Annotated in this window: 10 protein-coding genes and 1 riboswitch; of the genes, 8 read left to right on the top strand and 2 right to left on the bottom strand. The window is 60.1% G+C overall.

The features are described 5' to 3' along the window. Nucleotides 1-262 precede the first annotated feature (262 nt). Complete coding sequence (metF, locus tag XaFJ1_RS13675) at nucleotides 263-1105, bottom strand: methylenetetrahydrofolate reductase [NAD(P)H] (RefSeq protein WP_012917272.1); 843 nt, start codon at nucleotides 1103-1105, stop codon at nucleotides 263-265. A 212-nt stretch (nucleotides 1106-1317) separates the two neighbouring features. Between metF and XaFJ1_RS13670 the strand changes: the two genes are divergently transcribed. The 8 genes from XaFJ1_RS13670 (at nucleotide 1318) to XaFJ1_RS13635 (ending at nucleotide 10050) form a co-directional block, all read left to right on the top strand. Further along, a complete protein-coding gene (locus tag XaFJ1_RS13670; protein ID WP_012917271.1) occupies nucleotides 1318-2238 on the top strand; it encodes a M14 family metallopeptidase in 921 nt (306 codons plus the stop codon). Between the two features lie 165 nt (nucleotides 2239-2403). Next, the gene (locus XaFJ1_RS13665; RefSeq protein WP_012917270.1) at nucleotides 2404-2967 is read left to right on the top strand and encodes a DUF3228 family protein; all 564 of its coding nucleotides are present in this window, start codon (nucleotides 2404-2406) and stop codon (nucleotides 2965-2967) included. Nucleotides 2968-4053: 1086 nt separating this feature from the next. Continuing rightward, nucleotides 4054-4488 carry a hypothetical protein gene (locus XaFJ1_RS13660; protein ID WP_012917268.1) on the top strand — a complete coding sequence of 145 codons (435 nt, stop codon included), beginning with the start codon at nucleotides 4054-4056 and terminating at the stop codon, nucleotides 4486-4488. A gap of 1190 nt (nucleotides 4489-5678) precedes the next feature. Next, the gene (locus XaFJ1_RS13655) at nucleotides 5679-6083 is read left to right on the top strand and encodes a hypothetical protein (RefSeq protein WP_203417800.1); all 405 of its coding nucleotides are present in this window, start codon (nucleotides 5679-5681) and stop codon (nucleotides 6081-6083) included. Beyond that, nucleotides 6080-6862, top strand: a complete 783-nt coding sequence (locus XaFJ1_RS13650; RefSeq protein ID WP_045757030.1) for a TorF family putative porin — start codon at nucleotides 6080-6082, stop codon at nucleotides 6860-6862. The genes XaFJ1_RS13655 and XaFJ1_RS13650 overlap by 4 nt, the downstream gene beginning before the upstream one ends. Nucleotides 6863-7089: 227 nt before the next feature. After that, nucleotides 7090-7776 carry a sulfotransferase family protein gene (locus tag XaFJ1_RS13645; protein ID WP_045758444.1) on the top strand — a complete coding sequence of 229 codons (687 nt, stop codon included), beginning with the start codon at nucleotides 7090-7092 and terminating at the stop codon, nucleotides 7774-7776. A 539-nt stretch (nucleotides 7777-8315) separates the two neighbouring features. Then, the gene (locus tag XaFJ1_RS13640) at nucleotides 8316-9248 is read left to right on the top strand and encodes a sulfotransferase domain-containing protein (RefSeq protein WP_012917262.1); all 933 of its coding nucleotides are present in this window, start codon (nucleotides 8316-8318) and stop codon (nucleotides 9246-9248) included. Nucleotides 9249-9282: 34 nt separating this feature from the next. Next, the gene (locus tag XaFJ1_RS13635; RefSeq protein WP_012917261.1) at nucleotides 9283-10050 is read left to right on the top strand and encodes a class I SAM-dependent DNA methyltransferase; all 768 of its coding nucleotides are present in this window, start codon (nucleotides 9283-9285) and stop codon (nucleotides 10048-10050) included. Nucleotides 10051-10227: 177 nt separating this feature from the next. Here XaFJ1_RS13635 and ahcY read toward each other — a convergent pair whose 3' ends face one another. Then, on the bottom strand, nucleotides 10228-11673 hold the full coding sequence (gene ahcY, locus XaFJ1_RS13630) for an adenosylhomocysteinase (RefSeq protein ID WP_012917260.1): 1446 nt from the start codon (nucleotides 11671-11673) through the stop codon (nucleotides 10228-10230). Between the two features lie 34 nt (nucleotides 11674-11707). Next, a riboswitch (S-adenosyl-L-homocysteine riboswitch) is annotated at nucleotides 11708-11808 on the bottom strand. Nucleotides 11809-12027 lie beyond the last annotated feature (219 nt).

Below are 12027 nucleotides of genomic sequence, written 5' to 3'. Positions count from 1 at the left end.
GCCACGTGGCACGATTTCCTTGCCGCGGACGGGTAAGGCATCTCACCCCAATGTGCAGCGTACGCTCCAGAAACTGATCCAGTGGGAATCGTGTCGCTGTCTTGGAACCAGCACGGTGGCGATTGGCGTGGCGTTATCGCTGAAGGTTTGCGCCTGCGCTGTAGCGACTGTTTCAGCGGTGGGGCGATCGTATCCCGGCGGTCGAGGATGCGTTGCGCGGCGACGAATACCCGTCCTGGAGGCATCCTCGACACGGGTTCGCTCAGTCGTGCGCGGGTTCCATCGCCAGCCGCGCCAGGATGCTGGTGGTCGGCTTGGCCAGATTGAGCGTGTAGAAATGCAGCGCCGGTGCGCCGCCGGCGATCAAACGTTCGCACAGCGTGGCGACCACATCCGCGCCGAATTCGCGGATCGACTCGGCATCGTCGCCGTAGGCCTGCATGCGTCTGCCGATCCAGCGTGGAATCTCCGCGCCGCACTGTTCGGAGAAACGCCGCAACTGACTGAAGTTGGAAATCGGCATGATCCCCGGCACGATCGGAATCTGCACACCGAGTTTGCGCACCGCGTCGACGAAGTGGAAGTACGCGTCGGCGTTGTAGAAATACTGGGTGATCGCGGCATCGGCGCCGGCCTCGACCTTGGTCTTGAAGTGGCGCAGATCGCTGAGCGCATCGGTGGCCTGTGGATGCGTCTCCGGATAGGCGCCGACTTCCAGGCGGAAGGTGTCGCCGTATTCGGCCCGGATGAAGGCGATCAAGTCCGCGGCATAACGCAGGTCGCCGGGATGGCCCATGCCCGAGGGCAGGTCACCGCGCAGCGCCACCAGGCGTCGACAGCCGATGGCGCGGTACAGCTTGAGCAGTTCGCGGATTTCCTCGCGGCTACCGCCCACGCAGGACAGATGCGGTGCGGTCTCGAAGCCATGCTGTTGTTTGAGGTGGCGCACCGTCTCGGAGGTGTAGCTCAGGGTCGAGCCGCCAGCGCCGAAGGTGCACGACACGTATTCGGGCGCGTAAGACTTCAGCCGCGCGGCGGTGCGGTCCAACTGCACGCGCTGCTCGTCGGTCTTGGGGGGGTAGAACTCGAAGCTGATGGCGGTCATGGGGGCGACGCAGCGGGTAATGCGGGAGATTATATCTCTTCATCCGGATGAATATGCAACAGTGTTGCCGAGTGTCATGGGGGACGGGCCCGGTGCTGAGCATGCGTCCATCGGCGCTGGCGCGCTGCGATGTGGCGCGGTACTGGCGGATGGAAGGGTGGGCGCTTTGCTAAAGTCCCCGGCCTCATTCCCCCTCTACGCGGAGCCATACGATGTCCCATGCCGCCTTCTATCGGATCGGAACGCCGGGGCTGCCTTGGGGCGCTGCGGAACGGGCGGCCTGGCTGGCCGAACAGCATCCCCGGCGTTGTTATCAGACCGAGGTCGTCGCCGCCATCGAAAACCTGCGGGGGCCGTGGGACGTGGTGGAATATGGCGCGCTGAATTACCCACAGGCACGCTATCGGCTCTTGGCGCTGCGTAGTTGCGATTGGGACGTCGCGTTGCCGTGCATGCTGGTCACTGGGGGGGTGCATGGCTACGAGACCAGTGGCGTGCACGGTGCGTTGCAGTTCGCCGCGCAGGAAGCGATGACGTATCGCGGCCGCGCCAATGTGCTGGTCGTGCCCTGCGTAAGCCCCTGGGCCTACGAACGCATTCATCGCTGGAACGCGGATGCGCTCGATCCCAATCGCTGTTTTCGCAACGACAGTCCGGCGCAGGAGTCGGCTGCGCTGCTGCGGCTGGTCGCGCCATTGCGTGCACAGGTGGCGATGCATATCGATTTGCACGAGACCACCGATAGCGATGAGTCCGAGTTCCGTCCGGCATTGGCCGCGCGCGATGGTGTCGCCTACGTACCGGGTAGCATTCCGGATGGTTTTTATCTGGTCGGCGATAGCGAGAACCCGCAACTGGCGTTCCAGCAGGCGGTGCTGGCGGCGGTGGCGCAGGTGACTCACATCGCCCAGGCCGACGCCGCGGGTGAACTCATCGGGACGCCGATTGCCGCGCCTGGCGTCATCCACTACCCGCTGAAGCAGTTGGGCCTGTGTGCCGGTATCACCGATGCACGCTACACCACGACCACCGAAGTGTATCCGGACAACGCCAACGCGACGCCGGCGCACTGCAATGCGGCGCAAGTGGCGGCGGTGCGTGCGGCGATCGACTACGCGTTGGCGCATCCTTGAGAGTGGCTAAAAAATCTCGTGAGTCGCTGTCGGGTGGGCGCCCAAGCGCGGTGCGCAATGTCTGCGCTCTTCTCTGCGTCGGGTTCCGGCATGTCGCGGCTACTGTCGTGCGCGGTCGCGGCCTGACGCGCTAGGCTTACGCGCATCCCTGTTCGCATTTTAGCCATGTCCATCGTTCTCACTGCTTTCGCCCGCCCGCGCCTGTTCCCGCGCGACCGTCGCCGCAACGCGATCCAGGATTGCACGCCCGAGCAGTTCGAGCGCCACCTCAACGACACGGTGCCGTTACAGGTATTGGATGGCTATGCACCGTTTTGCAAAATCCATGTGCATCGCAACTGGACCTCGACCCGCTGCTTGACGGTGCCGATCAACGATGCCAACCGCACTATGCTGTGTTCTGGCTATGAAGCGCGCAGTCGCGAGGAACTTCCCGTGCTGGTGCGTTGGTTCGAGGGCGTCGAACCGCCAGTTGCCGATTATCTGCTGCCGATTCTCTACAGTCGCGATCAACTCGCGCACGAAGGCACGCCGATCGAGGCGGACTGGGGCGTGGTCGGCTGCCTGTATACCGCCGAGCCGCAGGAAATCCCGATGGCCCCGATCACCATGCTACGTAATGCGCTGGGCGTGGAAGAAGGTGGTTCCGGCGTGCTGCTGGACCGCGCGGCCTATCGGCGCAGCGTGGAATTCTGGGAACATCACGCGAACTGGCGTCCGACGCCGTAACGGTTCGGAATGTGCGATGGACCTTGCGAGGGAGTTGGCCATGCCCGTCCCACTGCTGCGCGCACTAGATGCGATATTGACGCATATGTATTCTCCGGAGCATGGGAATGTGCAGTTCACGAAGGGGCATTGCTGGGAAATCGGGGGTTTTCTGCGTTCAATTTTTCCGCTTCGTGGAAGAGAGTGGCTGAAGCGGAGCGGATTCGGTTCGCACGCATTCGGTCATCACGAGCTGGACGTCGTCTGTTTGTCGTGCCCTTCCATGAAAGCGGATGAGACGCTCACCGCATCGTCGATGTGGTAGGCATTGCAGGCTGGGCCGATCGGGCGGTTACAACGTACTTGCGTTCCTGTTCCAGTGGGGCATCTTTATTCAATCCCGCCAAGCGGCGGAGCCCCATCGAGGTGGGGCAACTCTAAGAGTGGCTGATCAGTGATCAAGGTGGGTCCGTTTGAGGGTGCTGCTGACAGCAGCGGTCATGCCGGTCACAGGTGCTTTGTGATGAACGCACTGCCAAGCGCTCCAGAAGATCGAAGCCTGAGCGTCGCGTCCTCTGGGGCGCCTCTTGGTATGCCGGGACAATCCAGTTGCATCTGGAAAATGTTGCAGAAAGCGTAGATGTTTAGGGAGAAATTCAGGAGGCACAATATTTTTTGTGATGTCTGCATAATTTTCTCTGAACATTCACTCGCGTTAGACGCATTCTCAAGCCCGCTTATGATAAACGTACTCCATCAGTGCAGTTCCCCAATAGTTGACAAGCAGGTCACGTCCATCGTCAAATCGAAAGCAATCAACATGACAAGATATTCGGCGTTCGTCATTTTCTCAGGGTCGCGCTGTGCACCGTATTCGCACTGATGACCGGCGTCGCCACAGCGCTTCGCTCACGACAGGTACTTAATCATCATCAATCGGCGGGGTTTCAATTAAAGTCGTTGATGCAAGCGACGGCCAACCCCGCTCCGGGTCGTCGCGTTGCAAATGTCAGCGCAGCCGCGCGGGATGCATCCGGTGGCACGCATGCACATGCTTCGCTTGGCAGGCATGTGTATATCTCCCTTCGCACTTGAGAGGTAATTAACATGGTTGGACGTTCGAGCGTTCGTTATTTTCGCAAAACCGCGCTGTGCGCTTTTTTCGCAGTGGCAGCAGGCGCCTCCATATCGGCTAGCGCAGAAAAATCCGAGCAAGTTATTATCAAAAATTATAGCACATCGAGCGGCGTGCAAGCCTTTTGGATTCAAAGCGAAGCTAATCCTGGCGGATGGGCGTGTTTCCCTGTGAGTCAGCCGACACTGTTGCCTAACGGCCGAGCAATCCCTGGCGGAGCCAATGCTCCGGCAATATTATACAATATTTCTTACGACTTCTATGCATTGAGTTCAACTAGCTGCGAGAAGGGTGGTCAACGTATAACTAAGCTGTCCACAATTAAATACAAAGTGATTGACCCATATGTGAAAACTGTAAATATTGATATTACCGACTATGGGTTGAATATCACTCAGGGTAAGTAAGGTCGTAAAGTTACAGGCGACAACCGTTAATGCAGCGCGGATGCAGATCATCGCGTCACGGGCATCCGCGTTGCATATGTCAGTGCCGTCGCGCAGAATCCAAGCGGCGGCAGATTCTTGGTGTGCATGACGCGATTGGCGCGTAGGTTGTTCATTGTTTCATTGAAATGCAGAAACCATTATGTCCACTGGCTTGGTCAATCTGGCATCCAAGCGTCGCGGACACCGTGTTCATGCCGTCGCCCCGGTCGGTGCGCGGCGATCCTAAGTGTGCATGTGCATCAAGCTGTAGGCCGTCATGTTCAGTACGAACACCTGGTCCAGCTTCTCCAAGCCACGCACCATCGCCTGCCGGATCCGGCCCACGTTCTTGGCCGAGCCAATCCCTACTCGACCCACTTGCGTTTGTGCTGGGGGATCGCGTTGCCCTAGCTGGCCGTTAGCGCATCTGCCACTGCCCCTGCCGAACGGAAGTTTTTTGCGCCACGTGCGGCAGGGCCTTCAGGCGCTCCAGCGTCTGGGTGAATTCGCAGGCCGTCTTGTCCTTGCGACACAGTCGTGCATTCGCATCGTTGGTGGAAATGTGTGTGCCGTCGCTGCGCGATTGTCCGCGGAAATCGTCGTCGTCCTCGTCATTGCCGTTCTTGCCATTGAAGCTCTTGCGCCCTGCTCAGGCCTGGATATCGGCACCTATACCGCGTCGTCGATCGGCAGATCGATGAACCAGCGGTACGTGTAATACACCTGCTCTATTGAATGCGTTCTTCACGAAGGGACGTTACTGGGGGATCACGGGTTCCCGGCGTTCAAGTTTCCTGTTGTCCGGACGATAGTGGCTGAAGCAGAGCGGATTCGGTTTGCATGCATTCGGTCATCACGAATGGGACGTTGTCTGTTTGTCGTGCCTTTCCATGACGGCAGATGAGGCGTTCACCACGTCGTCGATGTGTCGTTATGCAGGCCGGGCCGATCAGGCAGATACAACGCGCTTGCGCTTCCGTTCCAGTGGGGCGTCTTTTTGCGCGATAGCGTCCGTCTGTGTTCCAGGTTGCAACGACTGTGTTTCATCACTTTCAGGAAATCATCATGTTGTTCATTTCATTCGATTCCCACACCGTTGCCGAGGCGACGACGTCACGCGAGGGGGGCGATGAACAGATCTGCTCGCGTTTTTCTGCGGTGGTCTGGCTGTGATGATGACCTGTCGCCGTCGCCACGATGCACTGTCGTCCACGTCCGACAGCAGCATCGGTCTGTCCGGATCTGAAGTGCAACGGCACTCGCACGAGCTCAAGCGTGCGAGCGATACGTCCGCTGTCCAGGTCAACGCCGTCATCGCGGCGAGTGATAGCAGCAACGATGCACTGCGCGAGACGGAGTCCAGCGTGCGCCATGTCGCTGGCATCGTGTGCGAGGTCGCCGCTGTTTCAGCGCAACACAGTGCGGGCATCGCGTCGTCTGGTCGAACCCGCGGGCCGTTGGTGGAGCAGGCACTGCAATGGCAGCGGGCGGAAGCGATGTTCAGGTGGTCGGCGCAGCAGCTCGCCGCCGGCGTGGGCGAGCCGGGCCATGCGTCGATGGAGGTGGTGTCATGAGTACCATAATCAGATCAATGGCCGCGATGGCGCTGAGTGTTGCGGTGCCTGCATGGGCAGCCAGCACGACGGCCAACCTCTCGGTTACCTCGAATTACGTTTCGCGCGGATTCGAGCAAAGCTGGGGCAAACCGGTGGTGCAGGGGGGGCTGGACGTCGTCGGCGACAGCGGTTGGTATGCGGGCACATGGGCTTCCGGAGTGAGTCCGTATTTCATCGAAGGTGGCCATACCGAATGGGACGTGTACGCCGGTTATGCCGCCAATCGCGGCGATTGGGGCTGGCGTTCTGGCGTCTACTATTACGCGTATCCTGGCGCGCTGATAACGGTGAGCGGTACGCACTACGACTACGGCGAATTGATCGTCGCCACGCACTGGCGCACCGTCGAACTGTCCTATGCCAGTACCTGGACCCGCGACTATGTAGGCTACAACGGCGCTTCATTGGGGATCGGTGGGGGACAGCATTCGCGTGGGTCCGGCTATCTGGCGCTGGACGCCACCTACGAAGTGGCGCCGGCCTGGCAGGCGAGCGTGCATGCCGGACACCAGCACATCCGCAATTTCGCCGATTACGGTTGGACCGATGCGCGCGTGGGCCTGAGCCACACCTGGCGCGGGACCGAATTCGGCCTGGCGTATGCACGCGCCTGGAGTGGCGCTGACCTGTACCGGCATTACAGCACGGGTGTGCCGGATGGAAGTGGCCGGATTCATGTCTCCAATCCGATCGACGGTGCTTGGACATTCACCATCAAGCGCAACTTCAAGCTGTAGTCGCGCGCACAAGCCTTGCCGTGCCAGTCTGCGCGTAAACCCCAGTCGTTCCGCGCGCTGCCGCCTCCCGCGCAGCGTGCCGATGCGTGTCGTCGTATGCGCATTTGCTACCGAATACAGCGCGCACGCTGCGCGCGTCGAATGATGTACCCCGTCGAAACTGGCGGCAAGGAAGAAATCCGGCTGTGATAGCTTCGGTCTGTCTGGGTCGGACAGGAGCAGAACGCATGTCGTTGCAAGTGATCGGAGCCGGTTTGGGCAGGACAGGGACGCTGTCGTTGAAGTTTGCGCTGGAGCATCTTGGATTCGGTCCGTGTTACCACGCGACCGAAGTTGCCGCGACCATGCGGAAGGCGTTGCCGCTGTGGAATGCGGCGGAGCGGGGGGCTGCGGATTGGGCGGCGATCTTCGCCGGATACCGGTCGACCACCGACCATCCAGGCTGCTACTACTGGCGTGAGTTGATCGACGTCTATCCCGACGCGAAGGTCATCCTGACCGTGCGCGATCCGGAGAGTTGGTTCGAATCCGTCACCCAGACCATTCTGGTTCCAGGCAAAAAGAGCACCTTTCTGGGACCGGAAGGTGAAGAGTTCAGTAAATTTCTGAAGAAACACTTCGCAGGTCGTAGCGAAGACCGCGCATTCATGGTCGATTATTTCAAAAGATGGAACGAACAGGTCATCGAAACCGTGCCGGCCGACAGGCTATTGGTGTTCTCTTCACAGCAAGGGTGGGCGCCACTGTGCGCATTTCTCGGTGTGCCGGTTCCCACACACGCGTATCCGCACTTGCACGCGCGGCAGCGCTTGCGCTGGTTTACGCGCGGACTGCGCCTTCCCGACGATGTAGCGTTACGCGAGCGACACGTGCGCGATTATCTCGACTACCTACGCAAGGATTTATTTGGGTGAAGATGCCTGAATAGAGGGTGATCCGGATAATTTTGTGATAAGAATCAACAAAACAGAACTGTTGTGAAGAAAGTGTCAAGAATATATTGATATGCCGGATGGAGGTTGCTAGCCTGAAATTGGCTGATGATTTTTCTTCAGCCAATCAATATGAAAATTCATAATAGGTGAGTACGATGAAAATCAAAAATGCCATTTCTATTGTGTTTCGGAAGATGCTTAACGTGTTCGGACCACGTAAGGTCGCTTATATCTATACGCAGTGACAGCATGTACGCTGACAGCGGCTTGTGATGGCCGATCTTGGCAGGTTGGCAGAGTGGTTTTGGTGAATCAGGCGTCTCGTCACGTCTGGTGAATTGCTCGTGTGTTCCATGATAACTTTGCTGCCTGCCGAGATATAGCGTATGGATGGATTCTGCGTCGTATTGCGCGATGTCTTGATTGGATTAATATTTGGAGCAGTACGCATTTGACCGCGCCGCGAGATGTCGCATGCGATGCGTTCCTCGCTAGACGATTGTCCAAAGGATGCCGATGTGAGCATGCCTTCCAAGCAACGGGAATACCCAAATCGTTTTTTCGATTCCACAGTATGGAACGAGTTTGCCTTCCGTCCGGATGACATCGTCATCGCCAGTTACGCGAAGGCCGGAACCACCTGGGTCCAGCAGATCGTCGCACAGTTAATCTTTGGCGGTGACGCGCAGGCCGAGGTGTCCAAGATCTCTCCCTGGTTCGATTCGGTCTATCCGGACAAGGCGACCAAACAGCGACTGCTGGCCGAACAAACCCATCGTCGCTTCATCAAGACCCATCTTCCCGCCGATGCGCTGGTGCTGTCGGAGAAGGCGCGCTATCTCTACGTCGCTCGCGATGGGCGTGATATCGTCTGGAGTTTGTACGATCACCAACGTGCGGTCAGCGCCGATGCGCAGGCGCGGCTGGATGCGCAGTCTCACAGCGGCGGCACGTTGAAGGTGATGCCGCCGCCGGCATGCCCGGTCGATGCGTATTTCGAGACCTGGTTGCGCGAGGATGGCGCGCCGCTATGGCCTTTCTGGGAGGGGGTGCGCTCTTGGTGGGCGTTGCGCGATTGCGATAACGTCCTGTTGGTGCATTACGCACAGCTGTTGCAAGACCTGCCGACGCAGGTGCGGCGCATCGCCGCGTTTCTGGACATCGCGCTGGACGCCGCGCGCTGCGAGCGTGTGGTGGAGCATTGCAGCCTCGGCTATATGCGTCAGCATGCGGCGCGCTATGTGCCGCAGGGTGCTGGTTTTTGGCGCGACGATGGCCGTGCGTTTTTCAACCGTGGCTGCAATGGACGTTGGCGCGACATCCTGACGTCGGCTGCAAGTGCGGCCTATCTGCAGCGCGCCGCTGCCGAACTCGGTAGCGAGTGTGCACAGTGGCTGGCCACAGGCACTCGCGTGGATGGTGCCTGCGCGGATGTCGGGATGGTGGCCTAGGCACGAGGTATCCGTTTTCTATACGAATCACGCCATGCACGCTACGTCAGAGGAGGCCTACAACCGTATTGCGCAGTACTACGACTGGTTGCGGGATGTATTGTGGAACTCGGCCAACACGCCGCAATGTGTGCGAACCTTGGCTGCACTGGTAAAGACTGGAACGGCTCTGGAACTTGGGGTTGGTACTGGCCGCATTGCCTTGCCGCTTGCGGCCAGTGGGGCAACAGTGTGCGGGATCGACAATTCCCAGGCGATGCTGGACAAACTGCGCGTCAAGTCTGGAGCCGAGCGCTTGCGCTTGGTGTGTGGCAATTTCGTCGATGTCCCGGTTGCGGGGGCGTTCGATCTGATCTACTCGGTGTTTTCTTTCGGTTATCTGCTTGAGCAGAGCGAGCAGGTGTGCTGCTTGGCTGCCGTGCGCGAGCGTTTGTCCGACTCGGGGGTGTTCGTGATCCAGACGGCGGTGCCGCAAGCGGAGATGCTTCAGGCTGGGGGCAAGGTATCGTCGGTGCTGGAGGTGCCACCCTTGGATGATGAGGGGGATACGCCGGTGGTGCTGCTGTGTTCCAGCGCCGACCCGTTACGGCAACTGGTGCAGCAACGGATCGTGGTGATGACCGAGTCTGGCACCCATATTTTTAAAGATCGCTACCGCTATGCGTGGCCGTCGGAACTGGACCTGATGGCGCGTCTGGCGGGTCTCGAATTGAAGGAGCGCTGGTCGGACTGGACGCAACAGCCCATCGGTGCGCGGGCGCGCTCTCTGATTTCGATCTACCGTCGCGCTGGATCAGCGTAACGATACGCGCAGGTGCTTGCTTGCGCTGCGCGGGAGCCTGACTCTGGACATGGCGCCCAACAGTGCACCGCGGCCTGGGTGAAATGGCGCTGCGCGTGGCAGATGTATTGTCCATGCCAAAACGGATCGGGCGCCCTGCGGCGCCCGATCTGCGATTGACGACGGCGAGGCCGGCACTCAGTAGCGGTAATGCTCCGGCTTGTACGGGCCGTCGATCGCGATACCCAGATACGCCGCCTGGTCTTCGGTCAACTTGGTCAGCTTGACCCCGATCTTTTCCAGATGCAGCCGCGCCACTTCTTCGTCGAGCTTCTTCGGCAGCCGGTACACCTGCTTTTCGTAGCTGCCCTTGTTGCGCCACAGGTCGATCTGCGCCAGCGTCTGATTGGCGAAGCTGTTGGACATCACGAAGCTGGGATGGCCGGTGGCGCAGCCCAGATTGACCAGGCGGCCTTCAGCCAGCAGGAAGATCGCGTTGCCGTTGGGTAGCACGAACTTGTCCACCTGCGGCTTGATGTTGATCTTCTGAACGCCAGGCAGCGCGTACAGCGCATCGACCTGGATTTCGTTGTCGAAGTGCCCGATGTTGCAGACGATGGCCTGGTCCTTCATCTGCGTCATGTGTTCGATACGGATGATGTCCTTGTTGCCGGTGGTGGTGACGTAGATGTCGGCGCGGCCAAGGGTGTCCTCGATAGTGGCGACCTCGAAGCCTTCCATCGCCGCCTGCAATGCGCAGATCGGGTCGATCTCGGTCACGACGACGCGCGCACCATAGGCGCGCAGGCTGTGTGCCGAACCCTTGCCGACGTCGCCGTAGCCGCATACCACCGCGACCTTGCCGGCCAGCATCACATCCATCGCGCGCTTGAGGCCGTCGGCCAGCGATTCGCGGCAGCCGTAGAGGTTGTCGAACTTGCTCTTGGTGACCGAGTCGTTGACGTTGATCGCGGGCACCAGCAGGGTGCCAGCCTCGGCGAGCTGGTACAGGCGATGCACACCGGTGGTGGTTTCTTCGGACACGCCCTTCCAATCTTGCACCACGCGGGTCCAGTAGCCGGGGCGCTCCACCGCCACGCGCTTGAGCAGATGCTTGATGACTTGTTCCTCGTGCGAGGACGCCGGTTCGTCCACCCACTTGGACCCGTTCTCCAGCTCATAGCCCTTGTGGATCAGCAGGGTCACGTCGCCGCCGTCGTCCACCACCAGTTCCGGACCGGTCAGGGTGCCGTCGGGCAGGGTGAAGGTGAGCGCGTCGAGGGTGCAGTCCCAATATTCCTCCAGTGTTTCGCCCTTCCAGGCGAAGACTGGGGTGCCGCTGGCGGCGATTGCCGCGGCGGCGTGGTCCTGGGTGGAAAAAATGTTGCACGAGGCCCAGCGCACGTCGGCACCGATGTCCTTCAGCGTCTCGATCAGCACTGCGGTCTGGATGGTCATGTGCAGCGAGCCGGTGATGCGCACGCCGGCCAGCGGCTTGGCCGCGGCGTACTGACGGCGGATCGACATCAGCCCGGGCATCTCGTGCTCGGCGATGTCCAGTTCCTTGCGGCCCCAGTCGGCGAGGGCGATGTCGGCGACCTTGTAGTCGCCTGTGGCGGAGAGGCTCTTGCGTACAGCGTTCATCGATAATGCTCCGGTCAATGGCGAGAAAACTCGCGAAGTCCGGGCGCCGTTGTCGCTGATGCCGTCCGCCGAGCCTGGCCGGGTCTGCAGCACGGGAGTCCCGGTCTCGACACGGTCGCAGCGCCCCTCGACGAAGGGGGAATGAATTATAGCGGCTGCGGGGTGCCGGACTTGAATGGGGGGCTGGGAGACCGTGCATGCCGGCCGCACGATCGACAGCGGTTGGCTGCGGACCGTCGTGCGGGAGCATTGCCGCGAGCCGATGCAATCGTTCGTTCTGCAACCGTTATGGTCGCTGACAAGGCGTGTAATCGTTTTCGGTTAGGCTTGCGACGCCCCCACCGTCGAGCCATG

It is taken from the genome of Xanthomonas albilineans (assembly GCF_009931595.1).
GTDB classification, from domain to species: Bacteria; Pseudomonadota; Gammaproteobacteria; order Xanthomonadales; family Xanthomonadaceae; genus Xanthomonas_A; species Xanthomonas_A albilineans.
The sequence above is the reverse complement of the archived record's forward strand: the minus strand, read 5'-3'. Positions and strand labels throughout refer to the sequence as shown.

Excerpts from the sequence above, each read along its gene's own strand:
- XaFJ1_RS13645 (WP_045758444.1), top strand. The coding sequence starts at position 7,090 with ATGTCGTTGCAAGTGATCGGAGCCGGTTTGGGCAGGACAGGGACGCTG.
- XaFJ1_RS13650 (WP_045757030.1), top strand. The coding sequence starts at position 6,080 with ATGAGTACCATAATCAGATCAATGGCCGCGATGGCGCTGAGTGTTGCG.
- ahcY (WP_012917260.1), bottom strand. The coding sequence starts at position 11,673 with ATGAACGCTGTACGCAAGAGCCTCTCCGCCACAGGCGACTACAAGGTC.
- XaFJ1_RS13665 (WP_012917270.1), top strand. The coding sequence starts at position 2,404 with ATGTCCATCGTTCTCACTGCTTTCGCCCGCCCGCGCCTGTTCCCGCGC.
- metF (WP_012917272.1), bottom strand. The coding sequence starts at position 1,105 with ATGACCGCCATCAGCTTCGAGTTCTACCCCCCCAAGACCGACGAGCAG.
- XaFJ1_RS13670 (WP_012917271.1), top strand. The coding sequence starts at position 1,318 with ATGTCCCATGCCGCCTTCTATCGGATCGGAACGCCGGGGCTGCCTTGG.
- XaFJ1_RS13660 (WP_012917268.1), top strand. The coding sequence starts at position 4,054 with ATGGTTGGACGTTCGAGCGTTCGTTATTTTCGCAAAACCGCGCTGTGC.
- XaFJ1_RS13635 (WP_012917261.1), top strand. The coding sequence starts at position 9,283 with ATGCACGCTACGTCAGAGGAGGCCTACAACCGTATTGCGCAGTACTAC.